Origin of the sequence: Glutamicibacter sp. HZAU, from assembly GCF_004100365.1 — a bacterium.
Lineage (GTDB): Bacteria > Actinomycetota > Actinomycetes > Actinomycetales > Micrococcaceae > Glutamicibacter > Glutamicibacter nicotianae.
Genome location: NZ_SCKZ01000001.1, coordinates 187,108 through 209,946 on the forward strand (window position 1 = coordinate 187,108; position 22,839 = coordinate 209,946).

The following is a 22,839-nucleotide window of genomic DNA, read 5'->3' on the forward strand; positions in this document are numbered from 1 at the left end:
CGCGGATGGGAATCTCCTGGCGGGTACGAAATATGGTGCACTTTCAGCGGGAAATGTAGTGAGATAGATTCATGAAACTTGCCACGCTCCGCCTCGCCAGCGAACCAGGCCATACCACCGCAGCTGTCATTGAAGATGGCCGTGCCTATTATTTGGACAACCTCGATTCGGTGCAGCGTTTCCTGCGGCTCGAGGAAGCCGTCCAGCAAGAAGTCATTGCCCGTGCCCTGGTGGGTGATTCCATTGCCGAGGGCGAAGCCGACTACGCTCCGCTGATTCCCAAGCCGGAGAAAATCTACTGCATCGGCTTGAACTACAAGACCCACGCGGCCGAGATCGGCGAAGAGCTGCCGAAGTACCCGACGGTTTTCGCGAAGTTCGCTTCCACCCTCTGCGGCGCCAATGACTCGGTTGAAATTCCCGTTGAGGACCACCGTGTGGACTACGAAGCAGAGCTGGCCATTATTATCGGCAAGCCCGGCCGTCGCATCAGCCAAGAAGATGCACCAGCGCATATTGCCGGCTATGCGGTGTCCAGCGACGTGTCGATGCGCGGGTACCAGGGCCGCACCCAGGAATGGCTGCAGGGCAAGATCTGGGACCACTCCACTCCCCTGGGTCCTTGGCTTGTGACCCCTGATGAGCTGAATCCTTCGGCGCGCATCAGCAGCAAGGTCAATGGCACCGTGGTGCAGGACGAGCAGATCGATGACCTGATTTTCTCGGCGGATGAGTTGGTTTCCTACCTTTCGACCTTCAATGATCTGCAGCCCGGTGACGTGATCCTCACTGGCACGCCTTCCGGTGTCGCCTTGGGACGCCGGGACGAGAATGGGCGCCACCCGTGGCTCAAGCACGGCGACGCGCTTGAAACCTCGATTGAGGGACTGGGAACCTCAACGGTAGTTTTCCACGCACCGCAGCACTGATATTCAGCTGCTTCTCGGGGCCTGTCCGCGATTGCGGGCAGGCCCCTGGCCGTTAAGCATCGCAACTCTTTTGTTATTGAGACTCATTCTCATATAAGCTGTGATGCGTGAACCTCATTGTCCTCTCTGCACTTGACACCTCCAGCCGCGACACCGGCTTGGAGCACCTGCGACGCTACTACCCCGATGCCATCGTCCTGCGCTATGACTTCGTCGACGGCAATCGGCTGGTGCGCCACGTCTTTGGATCGGCGGCCCCCGAACGCGCCGAAGCGGTGCTTGAGCATCCCTGCATCGGCTGTGCCACGAAATTCGAGATCCTGCCGACCATCAGGCGCCTGGCGCCCCAGGATTCCGAAACCACCATGGTCTTGGGGTTGCCTTCCGCCTGGCATAGCGCCACTGTGCTCCAGATGCTCGAAACACAACTCGAACCACTGGACCTGCAGATCAGCAGCATCGCGCTGGCCCTGGATCCAGCCGAACTGGAAAACCAGATGTGGGATCGGCACACCCTCTGGGAATCGGGATTCAACGCCATGGAACACGATGCGCGGACTGCCGGAGAGTTCTTCTTCACCGAACTGATGCAGGCAGATACGCTCATTCCGGTTGAAGGCCTGGAAGCCCAGCTGCTTGAGGATGCTGCAGGTCCGCGGCGTGCTGGCGGCACCAGCTACGAAGCCGGTCTCGGCCTGGCACGGCAGATGGCGCCGCATGCGCAAATCTGCGTGCACAAAGGGGAACTCGGATCCTTCCACCCAGCCGCGGCACGCCAGCGCACCAGCGCCGGGCATCTGCCGCGAACACCCCTTGATGCCAGCAGTGCGCCGATCCGCCTGCACGCGGAACGTCCGCTTCACCCCGAGCGCTTCCGCCAAGCCCTGCCGTCGCTGGCCGAATCCTGCACCTGCATCCGCGGCGTCCTCTGGGTAGCCAGCGCGCTGAGCGAGCGCGTTGCCATCGGCGGAGCCGGCCCACGCATCTGGATGGAGAACACCGGGGCCTGGCACTCGGATATCGCCGTGTCAGAATTGCTGCTCTACGGATCCGAGCATGAAGCGTCGCAGATTGAAACGGTCTTCGAGCAGTGCCAGGTCACCGAGGAAGAGCTCAAGGGGCTGTTCAATTCCGCAAATCACGAGGGAGGTGAATGGCATGAAAGTTAGGAATTCCCTCCGCGCGCTGAAGAATGCGCCCGGAGCGCAAGTGGTCAGGCGGCGTGGCCGCGTCTTCGTGATCAACAAGAAGAATCCGCGCATGAAGGCACGGCAGGGCTGAAGCCCGGCAGCTGCCGGCGTCCACTGCCATGGACGCCGGCAGCCGTTTCCTGCCCAAAACTCTGGCCCTTTGGTGAAAACAAGTTAATGAACTGGACATGACTTGAACCAGCGCGCTTTGTGACACGCCTCTCCCGAGTGCCATATGATGGCACTCACATAGGGGAATCGGCTTCTCGCCTGAGACTCTTCATCATCAGTCACTCGCACATAAGGATATTGAATCCATGGACGCTTTGGGCACTCTCTTCGGGGATATCTCTTCCGTCATTTGGGGACCGTTTGTCCTCATCCCGCTGCTTCTGGGCACCGGCCTGTACCTGACCATCCGCTTGGGCGGCCTGCAGTTCTTCAAGCTCGCCGCCGCGCTGCGCCTTGGCCTGCTCAAGCGCAAGGACGCTGAGGCGGAAGGCGACATCTCGCAGTTCCAGGCACTGACCACCGCGCTGGCCGCCACCGTCGGCACCGGCAACATCGTCGGCGTGGCCACGGCCATCGGCATCGGCGGCCCGGGCGCCCTGTTCTGGATGTGGGTCACCGGCCTGCTCGGCATGGCTTCGAAGTACACCGAGGCCTACCTGGGCGTGCGCTATCGCGGCACTGACGCCGCCGGCGAAAAGTCCGGCGGTCCGCAGTACTACCTCGAACGCGGCATCAAGGGCCCCGTCGGCAAGTTCCTGGCATTGTTCTTCGCCATCGCCGCCACCCTGGCCTGCTTCGGCATCGGCAACATGACCCAGGGCAACTCCATCGCCCTGAACCTGGAGAACTCCTTCAGCGTGGCCCCATGGGTCACCGGCGTGGTCCTGACCGTGCTGTCCATCGCGGTGCTGGTTGGCGGCATCAAGTCCATCGGCCGCGTCACCGCAGGCTTCGTTCCCGTGATGATCGTCTTCTACGTGGCCGCAGCGATCTACATCCTGGTCGCCAACGTCGGTGGCATCCCTGCAGCTTTCGCTACCATCTTCACCGACGCCTTCACCGGCACCTCCGCTGTTGGCGGCTTCGCCGGCTCGGCCATCATCATCGCAGTCCAGTACGGTGTTGCCCGCGGCATCTTCTCCAACGAGTCCGGCATGGGCTCGGCTGCCATTGCCGCCGCTTCGGCACAGACCACGCACCCGGTTCGCCAGGGCCTGGTCTCCATGACCCAGACCTTCATCGACACCATCATCGTGGTCACCTGCACCGGCCTGGTCATCATCACCACCGGCACCTGGAACCTGCTCGACGAGGCCACCGGCGAGCAGATCTCCGCCGCGCTGATGACCGGCCAGGCCTTCACCCACGGCCTGCCGGGCGAGTGGGGCCACTGGATCGTGACCATCGGCCTGGTCATGTTCGCCTTCTCCACCATCCTGGGCTGGAGCTACTACGGCGAGCGCAACATCGAGCGCCTGTTCGGCCGCAAGCTGGTCATGCCGTTCCGCGTCGTGTTCTCGCTGGTCGTCTACGTAGGCTGCACCACCGAGCTGACCGCAGTGTGGAACTTCTCGGACATGATGAACGGCCTGATGGCCCTGCCGAACCTGATCGGCCTGCTGATCCTGTCGGGCATGGTGGCCCGCGAAACCCGCTGGTACCTCAAGCATGACCCGAAGCTGGAAGCCAGCAAGGCGCAGATCGAGGACTTCATGAGCGAGCGACCGGGCTGGGCTGATTGGAAGGCCGGCGACGTCGTCGGCTCCTCGCACAACCGCGGTGCCCACGAGGCATAGGCGCAGCTAGCGAAAAGGACCCGTTCAGCATCTGGTTGGTTCCAGATGCTGAACGGGTCCTTTGCTGTTGGAAGAAGGCTAGTGCCTTAGGCGTTCCACAAGCCGTAGGAGTCGGCCAGGTCGGCAATCTTCTGGGCACGAGCCAGGCGAGGCAGGTAGGAGCCGTCGCCCACCGATGCGCCGGCAGCGTGCGCTTCGAGCAGTTCCATGGCCCAGGACAGTTCGTCTTCACTTGGAGCCAGCGCGGCATTGATGCCGTCCACGTGGCCAGCGGAAAGGGACAGCTTGCCGGTCATGCCCATGGAAGCCGTGACGCGGGTTTCCTCGGTCACCTTGGCGGCGTCGGCACCCGCTGGCGGTGGTCCGTCGATTGGGCCGGGCAGCTTGCCGACACGCGAAGCGATCACGAGGCGGCCGCGTGCGTAGGCCAGGGCCATCGGCTCATCGGAGATGCCGGTGTCCTTGCGGAAGTCGTTGATGCCGAACGCCAGGCGGAAGGTGCCCGGCGCCGAAGCGATCTTCGTTGCGTTCTCGATGCCCAAGGCGGTTTCAATCAAGGCAAGTACCGGGGTGCCTGCGCGCAGGCGCATCGCGCTGTAAGTCACCTGTTCAGGTTGCTCGGTCATGGCCAGCATGATTCCGCGCAGGCCGGGAGCGCCGGACAATGCGGCAAGGTCATCGGCCCAGAAATCGGTGTCAATGCCGTTGACGCGCACCCAGGCAGTCATGCCATTGGACAGGGCGCGTACCACGTTGTCGCGAGCCTGGACCTTCTGATCGTCAGGAACGGCAGCTTCCATATCGAAAATGACCGAGTCCGCTTCACATGCTAGTGAAGGGGCGAAAGTTTCCTCCTTGGCAGCATTGACCAAGAGCCAGGAACGGGACAATTTTGCAGGAAGAGCCGCAGCTCGACGATTTCGGAATGCCATGAGTCTTACACTACTCACTTGCCCGGCATAGCTTCCACTGGCCATGTACAGTATTTGCTTCAAGTGAACCAGTTGCCTTGAAATGCAACGCAAAAGCAACCGGGTTTCGTGGTGCTCCTGTGCGCCAGACTGGCTATGCTGCAGCGAAAAGTGCGCCTGGATTTCGTGGTGATCCTGGTGTTTCCCCTTTACTTGGATCTGCCATTTCCGATATCCGACGGCAACGTGCACAAAGCTGAAAATGATCACCGATAATTCTGAATCAGCTAATCAAGCGCATCACGCTAATTCCATTCGCCGGAACCGGAGAAATTCCTTCATGGATATTCGATTGGCTTTCTTCCTTGCCCATTCCTGCCAGCTTTGCGACTGGCCACTTCGATTAAGCGCTCCCAAGGGCCAGGCCGGCTCCCCAGCTATTGTGCGAAGCGGCGTGCAGCATCCTTTGAGCTAGGTGCATATAACGAATTTCACAACTGTTAAGCCTGCTCGCACTCTGCGTTGACGGCCAAATATAGTCGGTCAATGCATCTGCGATAACCTCGTTCTGCGGTCTAGTCCTTCCTCCCAGCGGGCCGTCTCCTTCGAAAAACCGAAGGGATCTGCTCATGAAAGGTGCAGCCGTGGCGAACGATTCCACGCAACTGAAAACCGATTCCTCCGGAACGAAACTTGAGCGCGGCCTGTCCAGCAGGCATATCCAGCTCATGGCGATCTCCGGAGCAGTTGGCACCGGCTTGTTCATGGGCTCCGGCAAGACCATCTCGGCAGCCGGACCATCGGTCATCTTCGTGTACATGATCATCGGCTTCATGCTCTTTTTCGTCATGCGCGCCATGGGCGAAATCCTGCTCAGCAACTTGAATTACAAGACTTTTGCAGATTTTGCCGGAGACCTGCTAGGGCCTTGGGCCGCCTTCTTCACCGGCTGGACCTACTGGTTCTGCTGGGTTGTCACCGGCATTGCCGACGTGGTCGCCATCGCCCAGTACGTCGCCTACTGGTGGTCCGAGATCCCGTTGTGGCTTCCTGCGCTGTGCTGCATCCTGCTATTGGTCGGATTGAATCTGCCAACCGTCAAAGCCTTCGGCGAGACCGAGTTCTGGTTCTCGCTGGTGAAAATCGTCGCCATCCTGGCCTTGATTGTCTGCGGTCTGGCCATGATCGCCACCGGTTTCAGCTCATCAGAGGGAGACACCGCGTCCTTCGTCCACCTCTGGGCGCACGGCGGCATGTTCCCCACCGGTTTCATGGGCTTTGTCGCTGGCTTCCAGATAGCTGTTTTCGCCTTCGTTGGCATTGAATTGGTTGGCACTGCGGCGGCCGAGACCAAGGATCCTGAGAAGAATCTGCCCAAGGCGATCAATTCCATTCCGCTGCGCGTGATCCTGTTCTACGTCGGCGCGTTGACCGTCCTGATGGCCGTCACGCCCTGGTACAAGTTCTCCGCTGACGCATCGCCATTCGTCGGCATGTTCTCGATGGCCGGCCTGGCCGCGGCTGCGGGTCTGGTCAACTTCGTTGTCCTGACGGCGGCCGCGTCCAGCGCCAATTCCGGAATCTACTCAACCTCCCGCATGCTGTACGCCCTGTCCCAAGATGGAGATGCTCCGAAGAAGTTCAGCAAGCTGTCGACCACGCAGGTGCCGCGCAATGCGTTGCTGTTCTCCTGCATGTTCCTGCTTGCCGCCGTGGTCCTGCTGTACGCGGGCGACTCGGTGGCCCAGGCGTTCACGTTGGTCACCACGGTGTCCGCGTTGTGTTTCATGTTCGTCTGGTCAATGATCCTGATCAGCTATTTGGCCTTCCGCAAGCGTCGCCCGCACCTGCATGATGCCTCGAAGTTCAAAGTCCCCGGCGGCATGGGAGCCCCGTACATGGTGCTCGCCTTCTTCGTCTTCATCCTGTGGGCATTGACCACGCAGGCTGATACGCGCGCCGCGTTGCTGGCTACTCCCCTGTGGTTCCTCGTCGTTGCACTGTCCTACGTCAAGGTGCGCAAGTCCGAAGGCCATCAGGCACTGCGCGCTGCGCATCGGGCAAAGGTTGCTGCGGAGAACGAGGCAGCCGAGGTATATCGGGCAGGCTAGAAGCTCGGCAAGAATATCCAACGGCGAGTTTCGCTCCGTCACGCAAGCAGAAACCCGCCGAACAGCGCGGTACTTCCAGCCACGTCCAACGGGCGCCGAAGAAGCCTCGATGGAACCTCCGACTCAGGCCTTCTGCGCATGCCCACGACTGGAAAGCCCGACCGAGCAGAACAAAAAATCTCCTGTCGCGCCCCGACATGCGCCTCGCGGCGGTTTGCTCCAGTTCAAGCGACGCGGCGCAGATCTTGAGACAGCGTCTGTGGCCGGATATTAATGAAGTCCAACGGCATCATGCACTGGATCCACGAGACTGGAGAGTCTCCAAGAATCAGACGCGAGTATGGAAGCTCGTGCCATTTCGCTGAAGAATCATGAAAAGCGAGCTTGCTGAACAATGACGTGCTGTGTGTACCTGCGGAGAAGACCTGCCCGTGCTCGACGACCTGCTCGGCTACATGTGAGGCCAGGGCGAAAACATCATCCTCGTTTCCCCCAACGCAAGTGATTTCAGGATGCTCAAACGTGGTCAGGCCCAGCGTGTAGGCAGAAACCTGCTGATGCTTGGCGGAATGGCAGAGCATGATGGCATAGCCATTTTCGTCCGCTTCCAGGGCCGCAACGAGGCCAATCAGCTGTGTGTCGGGCAATGAGGTGCGGACACTGAGGTGGAAATCTGTAGGATCTGGCATGGCGTTCCTCCTGGACTGAATCGATTCCATTCAGTTTCGCGCTCATTCATCACCCGCAGCAGAATCTTTCGCGATTGTGGATAACTTCGCCCAACGCATCCAGGGGTGCCGTGCACGAAAAAAACTGCCTGCAACGGTAGGTTGCAGGCAGCTTTTCGCGTGAAATATCTACTGATTTTTTTCGGCTTCCGCAGCCACAGCCGCAGCCACGGCAGGCATTACGCGATCGTCGGTTGCCGAAGGAATGATGTAGCCCGGAGCCAGGTCATCGCCGACCAGGTTGGCAATGGCGTGGGCCGCCGCGACCTTCATGCCTTCGGTGATCTTCTTGGCGCCCGAGTCCAGCGCTCCGCGGAAGATGCCGGGGAAGGCCAGCACGTTATTGATCTGGTTCGGGAAATCGCTCCGTCCGGTGGCAACCACAGCTGCATACTTCGCGGCGACATCCGGCATGATCTCCGGGGTCGGGTTGGACAGCGCGAAGATGATGGCGTCCTTGTTCATCTTCGCCACCGCAGACTCAGCAAAGGTCGACGAGGAAAGGCCTACCACGACGTCGGCGCCATCCAGGGCCTCGGCCAAGCCGCCCATAACATCTTCGCGGTTGGTGCGCGCCGCCAGGTCGGCCTTGACCGGGTTCAAGTCGTCGCGTTCGCGGTGGATGGTGCCGCGCGAGTCGAGCACGATGACATCATCCACGCCGGCCGAAAGCAGCAGGTTGGTGACGGCGACGCCGGCCGAACCTGCGCCGGAGATGACAACCTTCAGCGAGCTGATGTCGCGGTTGGTCTGGCGGGCCGCACCGATCAGCGCTGCCAGCACCACGACGGCGGTGCCGTGCTGGTCATCGTGCATGACCGGGATGTCCAGGGCCTCGATCAGGCGCTTCTCGATTTCGAAGCAACGCGGGGCGGAGATGTCTTCCAGATTCACTGCGCCGAAGCTCGGACGCAGGCGGATGACGGTCTCGACGATTTCATCCACATCGGTGGTGTCCAGCACCAGCGGAATCGAATCCAGTCCGCCGAATTCCTTGAACAGCGCGCTCTTGCCTTCCATGACCGGGAGCGAGGCGGCGGCGCCGATATCGCCCAGGCCGAGCACCGCGGTGCCGTCGGAAACCACAGCGACCAGGCGGGAAGCCCAGGTGTGGGTGGCGTGCTTGGCCGGATCATCGGCAATGGCTTGGGACACCTTGGCTACACCCGGGGTGTAGGCAATGGACAGGTCGTGCTTGGTATTCAGCGGCATCTGCGAGGAGACGGAAAGCTTGCCGCCGAGGTGGGCATCGAAAATCTCTGCGTCGGTGATGGTGGACAGGTCTTTGGTGGATTCAACAGACATTGAATAGCTCTTCTTTCAAGAAAGTTCTGATTGACGAAAACGCAGTACCCACGAAATTGGTGGCAGAGCGTAGGAACGCGCATGACCATTCATCCGACCGCAACGGAGCGTGACCCACAGGCAATTAAGGAGGGTGTCAGGCTTCCATGTACACAATTCCCAATCGGGCTACGCCGGGTGAGGCTGAAGGATCCGTCATGGTGTGCCGGAAGATGGCTGGTCAGTACTTTCTTTAGACCTACGTTTTCCACCATACGGGAACCGTTTGGCGCAATTCAACCCCCTTTCGTCGTATGCGCGTCACAATTCAAGCGCCGCACGTTGCCGAGACCCAGCGTCATGAGGTGCGGTTCAGGAGCATCTCGGGCAAAATTGGGGCCATGGCATCACCGACTTCAGCACTAGGCAGGGTCCGCACTTTCGAAGCGTTGGACGAGAAGACCACGGTGCGATTGCGCCGTGCGTTGGACGAGTCGAATGACACGACAGTATTCGTCAACGGCACTGCCCTGCAGCTGCCCAAGGAAGCCCATCAGGCGCTGATCGAGGTGCTGTCGCGCTTCGCCGATGGCGAGTCGGTCAGCATCGGCACGCCCGAGTTGCTGCTCAATACTTCCCAGGCGGCCCAGATGGCAGGCATTTCCAACAGCTATCTGCGCAAGCTGGCCGATTCCGGGATCATCCCGGTGGAATACCGCGGCACGCATCGCCGCATCCGCCCGAGCGCCATTCAAGCATGGCTGGATTCGCGAGGCGAAACCCGAAAATGAGCAAGCCGGCCGGTTCATCCGCCAGCGCTCCGCAGGAAGTCGCCTGGTGGGATCGCCTGCTGATCCGCCTTCCCGGGTATTCCCTGTTCGCCTGGATGGGCGCCTACGGCATGCACCAGTCCGGCGACATCACCCTTGGCACCGCGGCGCTGCTCTTTTTCGCGCTCGCCCTTCCCCTGCTGGCCGGGTGGCAAATCTTCCAGGTCCTGCGCAGCCGCCGGCGCATCCAGGCGTGGCGCGACGCCCAGCGGATTTCCCAAGGCCGGCTGGGCGTTCCCGACCTGCCAGAAATCCGCGCGAGCCTCGACCGGATCACCAGGACCCGCGCAATTCGCCCGGAACCGAAAAAGCCGCGTTTCGGCAGCCTGGCGATCTTCCTCATCATTCTCGGGGTGGCAGGGTTGGCCATCGCCGCAGGAATTCTACTGGCCAAGCTCGGTGTTGCGGGCCTGTCGGCCTTCGCCATGGTCGGCATGCTGCTGGCCGCCATCAGGCCGTTGCAGCTCATGGGGGTGAAGAACCGGACGCACCGCGCGGTGGTTTCCATTGCCGAAAAGCTCACGGAGATCCGCGAGCTGGTGATGCGCGAACGCCACGCACCCAGCGGGCAGCGCGCCACGCAAGCCGCCGATAGCGCACTGGATGCGTCATTGCTGATCATCGATGCTGCCATCGCCCTGTCCCGGTCCGGATATTTCCGTGCTTCTGCCCACTGCGTCGAGCTGCTGGCCCATTTGGCCACGCAGTGCTGGCTGGCGGGGAGCAAGCCCCGGAATCTTGCGGAGAAACTCCACAATCGCGTGAACGCGGCGCTGGCCCAGCTGGCCATCGAGGAGCGCCATGCCTCGCGCTGAGGCATGGAATCGCGTTGCTGGATGCCCAGGTCTTGCCAAGCCCTGAATTTCCTGCTGGAATACCAAAGTATTCTATTTGAAAACAATTCTTGTGCCGCACCCAGCGCAGGAATCACGCTCCCGCCAGCGGGAGCCCCGGCCGAGGAGAACCATGACCACCGCATCACAATCGCTGACTACTTTGCACGAGTCCCTGCTTTCCGAGCGCGCGGCGGGAATCAAGCAATCTGCGGTGCGCGACGTGTTCGAGCTGTCGCTGGACCCTTCGCTGGTATCGCTGGCCGGAGGCAACCCCTTCCTGCAGCTGCTCCCGCTGGAGAAGATCGGCGAGATGGCCCAGCGCATCATCGTCGAGCAGGGCCCCGAAGCTCTGCAGTACGGCTCCGGGCTGGGCACCCCCGAGCTGCGCGCGCAGATCATCGACGTGATGGCGGCCGAGGGCATCACGAATGTGGGCATCGAGGATGTCGTGGTCACCAACGGCTCCCAGTCAGCCCAGGACATGGCATGCAAGGTGTTCTGCAATCCCGGCGACGCGGTGCTCTGCGAAGACCCGACCTATGTCGGCGCGCTGAACACCTTCGAGGCCTACCAGGTGACCGCCCGCCCGGTGGGCACGGACGAGAACGGGCTGATTCCTTCCGCCCTGCGCGAGCGCATTGCCGAATTGCGTGCGGCCGGAGAGCGCATCAAGTTCCTCTACACCATCCCGAACTTCAACAACCCTTCGGGCATCACGCTGGCTGCCGAACGCCGCCGGGAAATCGTGGAGATTTGCCGCGAAGCAGGCATCCTGATCCTGGAAGACAACCCGTACGGCATGCTGCGCTACGAGGGCACCCCGGCGCCCACGCTGCGCAGCCTGGACCCGGAAAACGTGATCTACATGGGTTCCTTCTCCAAGATCTTCGCACCGGGCCTGCGCATCGGCTGGGCCGCGGTCCCCACTCACCTGTTCCGCCGCTTCTATCTTGCCGGCGAAGCGGTAGCGCTCTGCCCGCCGACCCTGAACCAGATGATCATCAGCGCCTACCTGCAGGAGCATGATTGGAAGGGACAGATCACCAAGTACAACGATTTGTACCGTGCCCGCCGCGACGCGATGCTTGAGGCCTTGGCGAAGTACCTGCCGGCAGGCGTCACGCACACCCATCCTGAGGGCGGCTTCTTCGTTTGGCTGACCTTGCCAGAAGGCATCGATACCTACGCTCTGCTTCAGCAGGGTGTGAAGGCCGGCGTCATCTTCATTCCAGGTGCGGCTTTCAGCCCGAGCGGCAAGGCCGACAACAAGCTGCGTCTGGCTTTCTGCTCGGTTGATGAGAAGACCATCGACGAAGGCGTCAAACGCCTGGCGGACCTGCTCACGAACGAGATCTCAAAGCTCTAGGACCGGTTTCTTGTACCGGGACCCACGTCTCCCGGTACAAGCTTCCCGAGTTAGCAACGCACGAATTTATGCGAGCCTATTGGTTAATGCGACGATTCGTTAGTTTCCTAGTTTCAATGTTAGCAAGTGATAGCTCAACGATTTACCATGTCCATCTAACACTGGCGAACCCGTCACTCCCCCACCCAAAGCCCCCGGAAGAGTAAAAACCAGCGCCCTCGTCGAATCCACTACCTTTCGAGTAACCGGACCGCTCATCGGCAATGAATAGTGTTGGGCGACGCGATTAGCCGTCAGCTCACCTACCAGCAGCTCATAGGACTTTTCATCGCGAGCCAGTACCGACAGGATCAATGTGTCGCCTTTATCCCCTGTTCTGACATCTGCGTAGCTATCTATCGTAGCCATTTACGCTTCCTCTACTTGTACTTTTGTCTGTACGAATTCACGGGGGATGTAACACGAACGGACGGCCAAGACTTCTTGTATAGAACGTCTCACTCCCCCTCCTGCCGCAGGGCCGTTTGTGTAAAGAGCCTCAATTTCCCAACCGACGGCATCTGCGTGGTCCCACTGATCAACCCGTGCAGAGACCCGTAACCGAATTTCGATACCTTCTTGATTTGTCGACATTCCACGAAGGGCTGCACCGGCACCGATGTACTCCACCGATATCGACTCGGCCGACATTCCGTGTATGGCAACTAACCTATGTGTCACAATTTCTGCTGCCAGCTGCGCTCGTTCGTATGCCCGTGGCCCAGCGTAACTAATCTGCCCTTCCCCAATCCATCCACCTTTAAAGCCAAGAGTAACCTTGAGCTGTTCGGGCTTCCTGTGACCACCTGCCCCATGGACACGAACAGTGTTCTCACCAGCTTCGCTGAGCTGAACTTTTGAAAAATCGGCAACAACATCGGGCGTTACATATGCATGCGGATCGGCCACTTCATAGAACAGCTGCTCCGCTGCGGTACGAGTGGTCAACGAACCTCCACAATGGTCCAGCTTGGACAGCAACGCGCTCCCATCTCGAGCAACGTCCGCGAAGGGGAATCCCAAGGTTTCCATATCTGGCACAGGCTTGATGACAGGGTCGGCATAGTATCCACCGGTAATTTGTCCGGCGCATTCAAGCAAGTGCCCCACCAATATTCCATTGCCGAGAAGATCCCAATCATTTGCCAAGTCCCACTGATGCTCATAGGCAATTGGTGCCAGGTACAACGCCGGATCAGCCACGCGCCCGGCTATAACTATGTCGGCCCCGGCATTAAGAGCTTCGATAATTGGCTCCGCTCCAAGATACGCATTCGCAGATACCAGTTCCATATCTTCAGCGGAGAGCGGCTTTCCGGTCTCCCAAAGCACTGGATCCAGTGCGCGGATTACCTCCAGTACGTCATCACCCGTGACGACTGCTACTTTTGTTCCCAGCAGTCCAGCGGCCCTTGCCACCCGAAGGGCCATCTGTCCCGCGGCTTCCGGGTCAGCAGCGCCACCATTGGTAATAATAGTTGTATCGCTTTTCCGGGAGTGGGCTAGGGTCGCTTGGAATCGACGTTCCAACAATGAGTCATAGGCAACTCCGGTTCCGCCAATCCTGCGGGCATGAGCCGCTGCTATTGTCCTCTCACCCAGTACTTCAAAAATGAGGTAGTCGAGATTCGCGTGCTGCGCCAGCTCTACAGCAGGGTCTATACGGTCCCCGGCAAATCCGGCCCCTGCTCCAAGACGAATTGTTCGAGTCACGCCGCACCGCCCAGAGTAATTACGCCGGTCAGCAAAGCAACCGCGACCATAACCACACTTACAAGCCAGGCCCAGCCAAACATTGCGCGTATGTGTTTTCCGATATCTACACCTGCCAAGCCCACCAGCAGATAAAAGGATCCGGTCAATGGGCTGATAGGGAAACCTACCGTTTCCTGACCCAGAATTGAAGCTTGGGCAATTTCAATGGCAGGCACTCCATGGACCGCACCAAGCGTGTTAAGAACGGGAAGAATCCCAAAGTAGTAGGCATCTGGCCCAAATACTAAGCTCAGAGGAACCCCCAGGACGCCCACGATCAATGGAAGCATTGGCGCGGCCTGATCTGGAATCCGGCCGGCGGCCGCTTTAGCCATGGCATCGATCATTTCGGTGCCTTCCATGATGCCAAGGAATACGCCAGCGGCGAGCAATGTTGTTGCCATCAGCATCGCACCGGTCGCATGGGACTCGATACGCGACGTTTGGATTTTTAGTCCGGGATAATTGATCACCAATGCGATGATAACCGCCACTACGAAAATCAATTCAGGCTTGCTGAGTCCAGTAACCAGTGCAGCCAGCACCGCAATGGTCAGCACAGCATTAACCCACAGAAGTTTGGGACGGCGCAATATTGCATCTTCTTCGCCGAGTTCCGAAATATTCGAGCCTTGCATTTCAGGATCATGACCAGAACCCGCTGCTCCAGCGGAAGCACTATGCTCGGTCCTGCCTGCACCCACTCGTACGCTTGCTTCCTCACTTGGAACTTGAATGTTGAACGACAGGCGCTTCTGCTCTCTCAGTCCCAAGAACCAAGCGATCCCCAACGCGACGATAATGCCGACAATTTGCGCCGGAATCAATGGCACCCAAAGGTCATTCACCGGAACTTCGGTAGTAGCTGCGGCACGCGCTGTTGGCCCTCCCCATGGGAGCAAATTCATCGTTCCGGCGCCGAGGCCGACACAGACGCTCAAGGTTAACCGGCTCATTCCAATGCGGTCAAACAGCGGTAGCATCGCTGGAATAGTAATGAGGAACGTCGTTGCCCCCGCGCCGTCTAGGTGCGCCACCATAGCCAGCGCGGTGGTTGCTACCGTGATGGTCACCGGCGCATTGCCAGCCCAGCGAACAATGCGCTTGATGATCGGATCAAAAAGTCCAGCATCGCGCATCACCCCGAAGTAGATGATCGCAAAGATGAACATCACCGCTACCCCGGAGACGCCCTTAAGCCCATCGGTCACAAAACCGCCTATTTCGGCTGGACCAAAACCTGCAATGAGCGCAAACAGAACCGGTACGCCCGCCAGCGCAACGACAGCCGCGACACGATTTGAGAGTAGTAGCGCCAGGATGACGCCTATTGTTAGAAATCCAGCCCAAGCCAGCATTAGATCCCCTTTCCTATGAACTCTGACCAGTATGAGCTGTGTCACTTTCTACAGTCCAACATCATTGCCAGATAGACTCATGCGCCATGGCTATAAATTTAGGAATCCATCACTTGCGCGCCATTGTGGCCATCACTGAGGAAGGCAGTTTCACTGCAGCGGCTACGAGCTTGGGCCTCGCGCAATCGTCTCTCAGCCGCTCGATTCAAGAAGCAGAACGACGGCTGCGTGTCCCGTTGTTTCAGCGAAGCACCCGCAAATTAGAAGTTACTGCAGATGGGGAAGCCATTGCACAGGTCGCTAGGGCGATGATCAATCAGTTCGACGCCGGGATGCTTCATATCGAAGGATATTTGAAAGGAACGCAAGGGCATATAACCATCGCAACGCTCCCGTCATTAGCGGCGACGTTGCTTCCGCCAATCATTCGCAAGTACCAGCTCGATTTTCCAGATGTGGAGGTCCATGTGCTGGATTGCCTCAGTGAACAGGTGATCGAACGCTTGCAGTCTGGGGTCGCTGACGTGGCAGTAACTGTTGAAGTTCCCAACAATGATGCATTCAAGTCGAAGCTGATTGCCAAAGACAGCTTTTACGTGGCGGTTCGTTCAGACCATGAATTCGCCAATCTCGAAACGATTCGCTGGGTCGAGTTGAACGGCAAGCCTCTAATCCAGTTCACAAACACTTCCAGCGTTCAGCAAGGTGTTGCGTCGGCGCTTGAAATTCATGAAGTAGAGCCGGCCACTACAATGCGCGCCCAAAATGTCGCAGCAGTAGCTGGTCTGGTCGCTGCCGGCTTGGGAATTGCACCGGTTCCAGGCTTTGTTATTCCGTTGATGAGCTTCGCGGGTCTCCACTTCATACCGCTTAGTCCTACGCACGTGCGACGCATTGCCCTCATTCGAGATCCTGCCCGTCCGTTCACGCCCGCAGCCAGTGCATGGGTTGAGATCCTCCAGGAATATTTGATTTCATCAAAAGCACAATTCCAAGGCGTCGATTGGAATGCGGATTAGCCCTGCGCGGTTTTGGAGTCCACCGAAATCTCAAGCAGCTTCTGCTCGGTGGCATTCAATACGCGGTGTGCAGGCCAGATCGCCCTCAGCTCGCGCAACAGCGCAGGCCCGTCAAAAGGGATCTCGACTAGCAATCCCTGCTCCAGTTGGCTTTCCACCGCCAAGTGGCTGAGCACAGCCGGACCCATCCCGCGTGCCACGCACTGGCAAATTATGGCGTTGGAGTTGAAGACTGCTACCGGATTCGGTCGTTCGGCATGGGCAATGTAATCCAAGAACGCACGAGTGCCAGAGCCTTCCTCGCGTTCAATCAGCGGCGTGCTTTGCAATTCGTGCAGGCTCAGGGGTTCTTGGCGTTGCGCCCAGGCATGCTCCGGTGAGGTGACTACGAGCATTTCATCCTGGAGTATCTGCCGGCTTTTCAGTCCCAGAGGAATATGCGGGGTTTCCACGAATCCCAGTCCGAGCAGCTCTTGCTGCACTGCGCGAATGACATCTTGCGAATTCATGATCTGCATGCGGGGCTTGACCTGTGGCAGGGCGCGATGAAGTTGGCCAATCCAATTTGGCGCCAAAAATTCGGCCACCGTCATGCTGGCTCCGAACTCCAGCTCGCCCTCTCCGGATTCCGCCAGGGAGCGTGCTCCGTCGGCGAAGGCTTCCAGGCTTGCCAGGACTTCCCGAGCCCACTGGACGGTCAGCACCCCTTCTGCGGTCAATCGGGATCCCGTAGTTTTGCGGGCTACAAGCTCGTATCCGAGTCTGCGTTCCAAGGTTTTCAAGGCACGGGTGGCATTTGGCTGGGCCATGCCCGCCGCTCTGGCACCAGCGCTTAGGCTTCCGTGATCGGCGATGCCAACCAGCAGTTTAAGTGAAGAGGGTTGAATCCAGCGGGCAATGTCTTCAAGAGATGACGAACTGCTTTCCATATCATGATCATATGCCTGCAATAGCCAGAACGGGTATACCGCAATCGGCTAGGCCAGCGAAGAATTAAAGGCATGCACGACCCCACAAGTCCAGTCGACGAATCTGCCGTGTCAAGAACCGACGAGAGCACGAATCGAAAACCGGCTGCACGCCTCGCGTCCGCCCTTCCGGGATTGCTCCTCGGCTTGCTGGTCGGGGCCCTGTGCATGCTCGCCAGCCACTACGCGAACGGCTTGAGCGCACTGCTGCTGGCCATCGTCCTTGGTGCCCTGTGGCGCAACATTGCCCCAATTCCGCAGGCCTTTGAGGCCGGAACAGCAATCGCCGGCAAGCAGCTATTGCGTCTGGGCATCGTCTTACTGGGTCTGCAGCTGTCTCTGCACACCATATTCGGCTTGGGTCCCGGAGCGCTCTTGGTGGTCGCCCTCTCGGTCGGCGTGACCTTCCTAGCCACACTGTGGATAGGCAAGAAGCTCGGCATCGACCTGCAGCAGCGTCTGCTGATCGCCACCGGCTTCTCCATCTGCGGCGCCGCCGCGGTCGCCGGGACCGAGAACGTCATCAAGGCCAAGCAGGAACAGGTCGCCACCGCCATCGGACTGGTGGTGCTCTTCGGTACCCTGATGATTCCACTGATGCCCGCGGTGGGCTTGCTGCTCGGCATGGAAGAACGCAGCATCGGCATGCTCATCGGCGCCTCCACCCATGAGGTCGCCCAAGTAGTTGCGGCCAGCGGTTCAGTCGGCGCAGGGGCCTTGGCCGTCGCGGTAACCGTCAAGCTGGCCCGCGTGGTGCTGCTGGCTCCGATCATCGCCGGTGTAGGCCTGTACATGCGGCGAAACCAACTGGTTCAAGGCGGCAAGAACCCGCCATTGATTCCGCTGTTCGTACTCGGGTTCCTGGCCGCAGCGGTGCTGCGCACCACCGGAGTGCTGCCCGAGATCCTGCTTTCTGCTGCGGCCAGCTTGCAGACACTGTTGCTTGCAGCTGCCATGTTCGCCTTGGGGCTCGGAGTCCACCTGCGCGGCATGCTCAAATCTGGTGGACGGGCCTTACTGCTGGGATTGCTGGCCACCTTGGTGATCATCGCCGTATCCATCGGAGGCACCCTATTGCTGCCGCCGGCCTAGGAATGCCACGGGCTTTACCAAGAACAGTGCTTCCGGCTTATTTAGCACTCCAGCCACCATCCATGGTGTAGGAAGCGCCGGTGACCATGCCGGCGGCATCTGCGCTGAGCCATGTTGCCAATGAAGCGACTTCTTCGGGCTCCACCAGGCGTTTGATGGCTGCTTCGGCGAGCATGATTTTCTGGATAACTTCCGATTCGCCGATGCCATGGATCTTCGCTTGGTCGGCAATCTGCTCTTCCACCAATGGCGTGCGCACATAGCCCGGGTTGATGCAGTTGCTGGTGATGCCGTGCTCTGCGCCTTCCAAGGCGGTGACCTTGGACAGCCCCTCCAGTCCATGCTTGGCCGAGACATAGGCACTTTTGAAGGCGCTGGCTCGCAGCCCGTGGATCGATGAGATATTGATGATCCGCCCAAATCCGCGTTCTCGCATGCCGGGCAATGCGGCACGGATCAGCAAGAACGGGGATTCAAGCATGAGCCGGTGGATCAGTCGCCAAGCTTCGGGATCGTATTCGTGAATTGGGGCCACTCTTTGCACGCCGGCGTTGTTAATCAGAATGTCGGTATCTATGCTCAGCTCTTCCAAGGACTTGGTATCGGCCAAATCCACGGCCCACGCCGTGCCGCACAACTTCTGCGCCGCGTCTTCCGAGGCCCGCTTATTCAGGTCGGCAATCGTCACGTTCGCTCCAGCTTGGGCCAAGGCAGTTGCGCAGGCAAGCCCGATTCCCGAGGCGCCGCCGGTGACCAGTGCACGGCGTCCTGCCAACCGCGCAAAGTGCCCGCCAGCGGATCCTGTCTTTTCGCTCATCGCTGTTTTGCCTTCCCGGTTGCTGAATATCCATTGCCGGTTTTTGCACCGGGTCCTTGGTTTCAAATTAGGCGCCGGGACTGAACCCGGTCAACGATATGAGCTGTGCAGATTCCGCAGGCAAATGTGCAGGCTTGCACAGTGATTACCGTTGGATCTGCATTGGCTGTGCGCCAGAAGCTAAGCTGGCATTCAAAGGCTATTTCGCAATCCACGAGCCAAGGACACGGTAAGCAATGACGACTTCCCCGATACCTCCGACCCCCGCTGAAGTCCCCATCCGCAAGGCAGCCAGCGTTCTGCTGCTGCGCGAGGCAGCCGCCGGATTCGAAGTATTCGTCCAGCACCGCGTGAACACGATGGACTTCGCGGCAGGCATGGTGGTCTATCCCGGCGGACGAGTTGATCTCCAGGACGGACAGGCGGCAGACGAGGCCGAAATGGATCCGGCAGTGCTCAGCGATCACGTCCAGCGTTGGGCGCACACCTCGGTCCTTGCCGAAGGCCGGGAACGCGCGCCGCGCCTGGCCGGCGAGGTCCTCTTCGCAGCCCGGCGCGAAGTCTTCGAGGAAACCGGCCTGCTGCTGGATCCTGGCCAACTGCATCCATGGGCCAACTGGGTCACCCCAGCCGGATTCCCGCGGCGGTTCGACACCTATTTCTTCGTCGCTGCATTGCGCGCAGGCCAGGAACCGATCCACCAGACCACCGAAGCGGTGATTTCCAAGTGGACCAGCCCCGAAGCGCTGTTCGCTGCGCTTGAGCGCGGCGAGGTCAAAATGATGCGTCCCACCCAACGCACCTTGCTGGATGCGATGGAGCTGGGCAGCATCGAGCAGATCATGTCCAGCAAGCCGGTGATTTCCCCAGTCCACCCGAATCCCGAGGATTCGCAGTCGTCACACCCGGTGCGGGACTCGGAGCGGCACCCCAGAGGCTAGCCGCCGCCCTGGCTCAGGACTCCAGCAGCGAGCGCCCGACGATCAGCGACATGATCTCGTTGGTGCCTTCCAGGATCTGGTGCACGCGCAGGTCCCGGGCGATCTTCTCCATCCCGTAGTCAGCCAGGTAGCCGTAGCCGCCGTGCAGCTGGATCGCGCTGTTGGCGGCATTGAAGCCGGCATCCGAGGCCATCTTCTTGGCCATCGCGCACAACCGCACCCGGTCCGGGCTCTTGGCGTCCAGGGCGGCCGCGGCACGGCGCAGCAGCGAGCGGGCGGCTTCCAGTTCCATGTCCATCTCGGCCAGCTTGAAGACCAGGGCCTCTTGCCTGGTCAGCGGCCCGCCGAAGGCCTGGCGCTCCTTCAGGTACAGCGCCGACTTCTCCAGCGCGCTCTGCCCGCCGCCCAGCGAGCAGGCACCGATGTTCAGCCGGCCGCCATTCAGCGCCTGCATGGCCATGGAGAATCCCTGCCCTTCGGCGCCCAGCAGATTGCCAGCGGGAACGCGCACGCCTTCCATGATCACCTGGCGGGTGGGCTGCGCCTTCCAGCCCATCTTCTTCTCGTTCGGCCCGAAACTCAGGCCCTCGGCATCTCCTGGAACCAGGAAGGCGCTGATCCCGCGCGAACCGGTATCGGCGGTGCGGGCCATGACGATGTAGAGCGCCGAGCTGCCGGCGCCGGAGATGAACTGCTTGACCCCGCTGAGCACATACTCGTCTCCGTCCTTCCGGGCCCGGGTGGACAGGGCCGCCGCATCGGAGCCGACGCCCGGCTCGGTCAGGCAGTAGGAGCCCAGGTCTTCCATCGTGGTCATCGACGGCAGCCAAGCGGCACGCTGCTCGTCATTGCCGAAGGTGTCGACCATCCACACCACCATGTTGTGGATGGAAATGTAGGCGGCCAGGGTCGGATCGGCCTTGGCCAGTTCCTCGAAGACCAGCACGGCATCGCTGCGGGTCAGGCCCGATCCGCCGTGGTCTTCCGAAACATAGATGCCGCCCATGCCCAACTGGCCGGCCTCGGCCAGCACATCCACCGGGAAGTGCTGCTCCTGGTCCCACTTCAGGGCATTGGGAGCAATCCTGGTCTCAGCGAAATCATGAACCATCTCGATCAACGACTTCTGGTCATCGCTTACTTCAAACAACACCGGCTCCTTTGCCTGCACCTTGCGTCTTTGACCTCAGTCTATGTGACGCAAGATACACTTGGGTGCGAATCAGCTGAATTCCGAAGCATCCATTTCGAAAAGTTGGGCTCACCCGCATGCAGATCCGCACAAGCACCGCCGAGGATTGGCCTGAGATCTACGGCTTCTACCGCAAGATCATGGATGAGGGTCAAACCTACGCTTTCCCGCAAGGCCAGTCCGTCGAGGAAGCCCGTCCCTGGTGGATGGAGGAGCCGCCAGGCCAAACGGTGGTCGCCGTGGAGGAGGGAAGGATCATCGGTTCAGCGAAGATGGGCCCGAATAAGCCCGGGGCCGGATCCCACATAGCCACCGCTTCATTCCTGGTCGATCCGGAAGCCCGCAGCCGCGGCGTGGGGCGAGCGCTGGGCCGCTACGCAATCGACTGGGCGCGGCAGGAAAACTACCACGGCATCCAGTTCAACGCGGTTGTCGAAACCAATGAGGCGGCCGTGCACCTGTGGCAATCGCTGGGCTTCACGATCCTGGGCACGGTTCCGGGAGCATTCAGGCATCCCACCCAGGGGCTGGTGGGTCTGCACTTCATGTTCCTGCCCCTGGACCCTACTGTTTCAGCGGAGCATTAGCCGCGCGCGTCGAACCGCTCGCGGGCGGCGAGCACCTTGGGCACATGCTCTTCGGACCACAGCCGCAGGATTTCCATGGGTTCCAGGATCCCCTGGCCCAAATCGGTCAGCTCATAGTCCACCCGCACCGGCACCTGGGCGAACACGGTGCGCTGCACCAGCCCGTCGCGTTCCAGGTTGCGCAGGGTATGGGTGAGCACCTTCGGGGTGACGGCTCCGACGCGTTGGCGTAACGCAGAGAAACGTTGCGGTCCGCCAGCCAGCGCCAGAAGCACCAGCGGTGTCCATTTATCGCCTAGACGCTGCATAATTTCACGTGAAGGGCATTCCTGCACGAACACGTCGAAGGGTTCATGGCTATCCATGAGGAAACCTGGTTTCGTTGTAGTGGCCGGTATCTAAAAGATACCATTGACTCGAACCCGCTTCCCCCAAGGAAAGAGAGCACCATGAAGATTGCAGTTTACGGAGCGACCGGCATGGTCGGCTCGGAAGTTGTTGCCGAAGCCATTTCCCGCGGCCACGAGGTCACCTCGGTCACCCGTTCGGGCAAGGACGTCGAAGGCACCACCGCAGTGGCCGCCGAGCTGGGCGACGGCGCAACCTACCGCGATCTGGGCAAGGGCAACGACGTAATCGTCATCGCCGTGCCGCCATCGCGCACCGGCGGCGACCACCAGGAATACCTGGACGCCTTCGAGCAGATCACCGAAACCCTGGTTCCGGCCCGCCTGGTCGTGGTCGGCGGCGCCGGCGCCACCGAAGTCGAGGGCGTGCGCCTGGTCGACACCCCGGGATTCCCCGAGGAATACAAGGCCGAGGCCACCACCTGCGCCGAGGTCTATGACATGTTCACCTCGGTGTCCGGCATCACCTGGACCGTCGTGGCCCCGGCCCCGGTCATCATGCCAGCGCGCCGCACCGGCAGCTACACCCTGGGCACCGATTCGCCGGCTGGCGACTTCGTTTCCTCCCAGGACTTCGCCGTAGCGATCCTCGATGAGATCGAAACCCCGGTCCACGAGAACCGCCGCATGACCGTAGCCAGCGAAAAGTAGTCCGCTTCGCAGACTGCCGC

The 22,839-nt window shown here is 60.2% G+C and carries 23 protein-coding genes; 13 read left to right on the top strand and 10 right to left on the bottom strand.

Features of this window, described 5'->3' with window-relative positions; genetic code table 11:
• Window positions 1-71: 71 nt before the first annotated feature.
• The 4 genes from EKH49_RS00865 to EKH49_RS00880 all read left to right on the top strand — a co-directional run bounded on the left by EKH49_RS00865 (window position 72) and on the right by EKH49_RS00880 (window position 3,927).
• Window positions 72-929 carry a fumarylacetoacetate hydrolase family protein gene (locus tag EKH49_RS00865; RefSeq protein ID WP_128469239.1) on the top strand — a complete coding sequence of 286 codons (858 nt, stop codon included), beginning with the start codon at window positions 72-74 and terminating at the stop codon, window positions 927-929.
• Window positions 930-1,036: 107 nt separating this feature from the next.
• Entirely contained in the window at window positions 1,037-2,098 is a 1,062-nt protein-coding gene (locus EKH49_RS00870) for a GTP-binding protein (RefSeq protein ID WP_128469240.1), read from the top strand.
• Complete coding sequence (ykgO, locus tag EKH49_RS00875) at window positions 2,088-2,210, top strand: type B 50S ribosomal protein L36 (RefSeq protein WP_128469241.1); 123 nt, start codon at window positions 2,088-2,090, stop codon at window positions 2,208-2,210. The genes EKH49_RS00870 and ykgO overlap by 11 nt, the downstream gene beginning before the upstream one ends.
• A 226-nt stretch (window positions 2,211-2,436) precedes the next feature.
• Window positions 2,437-3,927: an alanine/glycine:cation symporter family protein gene (locus EKH49_RS00880; RefSeq protein WP_128469242.1), complete on the top strand. Its 1,491-nt coding sequence runs from the start codon at window positions 2,437-2,439 to the stop codon at window positions 3,925-3,927.
• 86 nt (window positions 3,928-4,013) lie between these two features.
• Here EKH49_RS00880 and EKH49_RS00885 read toward each other — a convergent pair whose 3' ends face one another.
• Window positions 4,014-4,859 (bottom strand): HpcH/HpaI aldolase/citrate lyase family protein, encoded by an 846-nt coding sequence (locus EKH49_RS00885; RefSeq protein ID WP_128469243.1) that lies wholly within the window; start codon window positions 4,857-4,859, stop codon window positions 4,014-4,016.
• 608 nt (window positions 4,860-5,467) lie between these two features.
• On the opposite strand from EKH49_RS00885, the gene EKH49_RS00890 reads away from it, so the two are divergent.
• Complete coding sequence (locus EKH49_RS00890) at window positions 5,468-6,949, top strand: amino acid permease (protein WP_128469244.1); 1,482 nt, start codon at window positions 5,468-5,470, stop codon at window positions 6,947-6,949.
• 224 nt (window positions 6,950-7,173) lie between these two features.
• Here EKH49_RS00890 and EKH49_RS00895 read toward each other — a convergent pair whose 3' ends face one another.
• Together EKH49_RS00895 and EKH49_RS00900 are read right to left on the bottom strand one after the other, a co-directional pair.
• Window positions 7,174-7,638: a DUF4262 domain-containing protein gene (locus tag EKH49_RS00895; protein ID WP_161567409.1), complete on the bottom strand. Its 465-nt coding sequence runs from the start codon at window positions 7,636-7,638 to the stop codon at window positions 7,174-7,176.
• A gap of 168 nt (window positions 7,639-7,806) precedes the next feature.
• Entirely contained in the window at window positions 7,807-8,982 is a 1,176-nt protein-coding gene (locus EKH49_RS00900) for an NAD(P)-dependent malic enzyme (protein WP_128469246.1), read from the bottom strand.
• A gap of 380 nt (window positions 8,983-9,362) precedes the next feature.
• Between EKH49_RS00900 and EKH49_RS00905 the strand changes: the two genes are divergently transcribed.
• The 3 genes from EKH49_RS00905 (at window position 9,363) to EKH49_RS00915 (ending at window position 11,993) form a co-directional block, all read left to right on the top strand.
• Entirely contained in the window at window positions 9,363-9,752 is a 390-nt protein-coding gene (locus tag EKH49_RS00905) for a helix-turn-helix domain-containing protein (RefSeq protein WP_128469247.1), read from the top strand.
• Complete coding sequence (locus tag EKH49_RS00910) at window positions 9,749-10,606, top strand: hypothetical protein (RefSeq protein ID WP_128469248.1); 858 nt, start codon at window positions 9,749-9,751, stop codon at window positions 10,604-10,606. The genes EKH49_RS00905 and EKH49_RS00910 overlap by 4 nt, the downstream gene beginning before the upstream one ends.
• Before the next feature lie 151 nt (window positions 10,607-10,757).
• The gene (locus EKH49_RS00915) at window positions 10,758-11,993 is read left to right on the top strand and encodes an aminotransferase-like domain-containing protein (protein WP_128469249.1); all 1,236 of its coding nucleotides are present in this window, start codon (window positions 10,758-10,760) and stop codon (window positions 11,991-11,993) included.
• 99 nt (window positions 11,994-12,092) lie between these two features.
• Here EKH49_RS00915 and EKH49_RS00920 read toward each other — a convergent pair whose 3' ends face one another.
• The 3 genes from EKH49_RS00920 to EKH49_RS00930 are packed head-to-tail and all read right to left on the bottom strand — an operon-like array spanning window position 12,093 to window position 15,145.
• Window positions 12,093-12,401, bottom strand: a complete 309-nt coding sequence (locus EKH49_RS00920) for an AtuA-related protein (RefSeq protein WP_128469250.1) — start codon at window positions 12,399-12,401, stop codon at window positions 12,093-12,095.
• Window positions 12,402-13,745, bottom strand: coding sequence for an acyclic terpene utilization AtuA family protein (locus EKH49_RS00925; RefSeq protein WP_201739533.1), 1,344 nt, complete (start codon window positions 13,743-13,745; stop codon window positions 12,402-12,404). It lies immediately after the preceding gene.
• Entirely contained in the window at window positions 13,742-15,145 is a 1,404-nt protein-coding gene (locus tag EKH49_RS00930) for a CitMHS family transporter (RefSeq protein ID WP_128469251.1), read from the bottom strand. The genes EKH49_RS00925 and EKH49_RS00930 overlap by 4 nt, the downstream gene beginning before the upstream one ends.
• 113 nt (window positions 15,146-15,258) lie before the next feature.
• Here EKH49_RS00930 and EKH49_RS00935 point away from each other — a divergent pair, with 113 nt between their 5' ends.
• Window positions 15,259-16,164 (top strand): LysR family transcriptional regulator, encoded by a 906-nt coding sequence (locus EKH49_RS00935; protein WP_161567410.1) that lies wholly within the window; start codon window positions 15,259-15,261, stop codon window positions 16,162-16,164.
• Here EKH49_RS00935 and EKH49_RS00940 read toward each other — a convergent pair.
• A complete protein-coding gene (locus tag EKH49_RS00940) occupies window positions 16,161-17,093 on the bottom strand; it encodes a LysR family transcriptional regulator (RefSeq protein WP_128469253.1) in 933 nt (310 codons plus the stop codon). The two genes, EKH49_RS00935 and EKH49_RS00940, sit on opposite strands and share 4 nt — an antisense overlap.
• 72 nt (window positions 17,094-17,165) lie before the next feature.
• Between EKH49_RS00940 and EKH49_RS00945 the strand changes: the two genes are divergently transcribed.
• On the top strand, window positions 17,166-18,224 hold the full coding sequence (locus EKH49_RS00945) for a YeiH family protein (protein ID WP_128469254.1): 1,059 nt from the start codon (window positions 17,166-17,168) through the stop codon (window positions 18,222-18,224).
• A gap of 37 nt (window positions 18,225-18,261) precedes the next feature.
• Here EKH49_RS00945 and EKH49_RS00950 read toward each other — a convergent pair whose 3' ends face one another.
• On the bottom strand, window positions 18,262-19,041 hold the full coding sequence (locus tag EKH49_RS00950; RefSeq protein WP_128469255.1) for a 3-hydroxybutyrate dehydrogenase: 780 nt from the start codon (window positions 19,039-19,041) through the stop codon (window positions 18,262-18,264).
• Between the two features lie 236 nt (window positions 19,042-19,277).
• On the opposite strand from EKH49_RS00950, the gene EKH49_RS00955 reads away from it, so the two are divergent.
• Window positions 19,278-19,982, top strand: a complete 705-nt coding sequence (locus tag EKH49_RS00955) for an NUDIX hydrolase (protein WP_128469256.1) — start codon at window positions 19,278-19,280, stop codon at window positions 19,980-19,982.
• A 13-nt stretch (window positions 19,983-19,995) separates the two neighbouring features.
• On the opposite strand, the gene EKH49_RS00960 is transcribed toward EKH49_RS00955, so the two are convergent.
• On the bottom strand, window positions 19,996-21,132 hold the full coding sequence (locus EKH49_RS00960) for an acyl-CoA dehydrogenase family protein (protein WP_128469257.1): 1,137 nt from the start codon (window positions 21,130-21,132) through the stop codon (window positions 19,996-19,998).
• Window positions 21,133-21,251: 119 nt separating this feature from the next.
• Here EKH49_RS00960 and EKH49_RS00965 point away from each other — a divergent pair, with 119 nt between their 5' ends.
• The gene (locus EKH49_RS00965; RefSeq protein ID WP_128469258.1) at window positions 21,252-21,761 is read left to right on the top strand and encodes a GNAT family N-acetyltransferase; all 510 of its coding nucleotides are present in this window, start codon (window positions 21,252-21,254) and stop codon (window positions 21,759-21,761) included.
• Here the strand turns inward: EKH49_RS00965 and EKH49_RS00970 are convergent.
• Entirely contained in the window at window positions 21,758-22,126 is a 369-nt protein-coding gene (locus EKH49_RS00970; RefSeq protein WP_128469259.1) for a winged helix-turn-helix transcriptional regulator, read from the bottom strand. The two genes, EKH49_RS00965 and EKH49_RS00970, sit on opposite strands and share 4 nt — an antisense overlap.
• Window positions 22,127-22,210: 84 nt before the next feature.
• Between EKH49_RS00970 and EKH49_RS00975 the strand changes: the two genes are divergently transcribed.
• Window positions 22,211-22,819, top strand: coding sequence for an NAD(P)-dependent oxidoreductase (locus EKH49_RS00975; protein ID WP_128469260.1), 609 nt, complete (start codon window positions 22,211-22,213; stop codon window positions 22,817-22,819).
• Window positions 22,820-22,839: the final 20 nt, after the last annotated feature.

Excerpts from the sequence above, each read along its gene's own strand:
- EKH49_RS00885 (WP_128469243.1), bottom strand. The coding sequence starts at position 4,859 with ATGGCATTCCGAAATCGTCGAGCTGCGGCTCTTCCTGCAAAATTGTCC.
- EKH49_RS00910 (WP_128469248.1), top strand. The coding sequence starts at position 9,749 with ATGAGCAAGCCGGCCGGTTCATCCGCCAGCGCTCCGCAGGAAGTCGCC.
- EKH49_RS00895 (WP_161567409.1), bottom strand. The coding sequence starts at position 7,638 with ATGCCAGATCCTACAGATTTCCACCTCAGTGTCCGCACCTCATTGCCC.
- EKH49_RS00900 (WP_128469246.1), bottom strand. The coding sequence starts at position 8,982 with ATGTCTGTTGAATCCACCAAAGACCTGTCCACCATCACCGACGCAGAG.
- EKH49_RS00920 (WP_128469250.1), bottom strand. The coding sequence starts at position 12,401 with ATGGCTACGATAGATAGCTACGCAGATGTCAGAACAGGGGATAAAGGC.
- EKH49_RS00915 (WP_128469249.1), top strand. The coding sequence starts at position 10,758 with ATGACCACCGCATCACAATCGCTGACTACTTTGCACGAGTCCCTGCTT.
- EKH49_RS00950 (WP_128469255.1), bottom strand. The coding sequence starts at position 19,041 with ATGAGCGAAAAGACAGGATCCGCTGGCGGGCACTTTGCGCGGTTGGCA.
- EKH49_RS00890 (WP_128469244.1), top strand. The coding sequence starts at position 5,468 with ATGAAAGGTGCAGCCGTGGCGAACGATTCCACGCAACTGAAAACCGAT.
- EKH49_RS00975 (WP_128469260.1), top strand. The coding sequence starts at position 22,211 with ATGAAGATTGCAGTTTACGGAGCGACCGGCATGGTCGGCTCGGAAGTT.
- EKH49_RS00955 (WP_128469256.1), top strand. The coding sequence starts at position 19,278 with ATGACGACTTCCCCGATACCTCCGACCCCCGCTGAAGTCCCCATCCGC.
- EKH49_RS00930 (WP_128469251.1), bottom strand. The coding sequence starts at position 15,145 with ATGCTGGCTTGGGCTGGATTTCTAACAATAGGCGTCATCCTGGCGCTA.
- EKH49_RS00880 (WP_128469242.1), top strand. The coding sequence starts at position 2,437 with ATGGACGCTTTGGGCACTCTCTTCGGGGATATCTCTTCCGTCATTTGG.
- EKH49_RS00965 (WP_128469258.1), top strand. The coding sequence starts at position 21,252 with ATGCAGATCCGCACAAGCACCGCCGAGGATTGGCCTGAGATCTACGGC.
- EKH49_RS00945 (WP_128469254.1), top strand. The coding sequence starts at position 17,166 with ATGCACGACCCCACAAGTCCAGTCGACGAATCTGCCGTGTCAAGAACC.
- EKH49_RS00940 (WP_128469253.1), bottom strand. The coding sequence starts at position 17,093 with ATGGAAAGCAGTTCGTCATCTCTTGAAGACATTGCCCGCTGGATTCAA.
- EKH49_RS00970 (WP_128469259.1), bottom strand. The coding sequence starts at position 22,126 with ATGGATAGCCATGAACCCTTCGACGTGTTCGTGCAGGAATGCCCTTCA.
- EKH49_RS00905 (WP_128469247.1), top strand. The coding sequence starts at position 9,363 with ATGGCATCACCGACTTCAGCACTAGGCAGGGTCCGCACTTTCGAAGCG.
- EKH49_RS00865 (WP_128469239.1), top strand. The coding sequence starts at position 72 with ATGAAACTTGCCACGCTCCGCCTCGCCAGCGAACCAGGCCATACCACC.
- ykgO (WP_128469241.1), top strand. The coding sequence starts at position 2,088 with ATGAAAGTTAGGAATTCCCTCCGCGCGCTGAAGAATGCGCCCGGAGCG.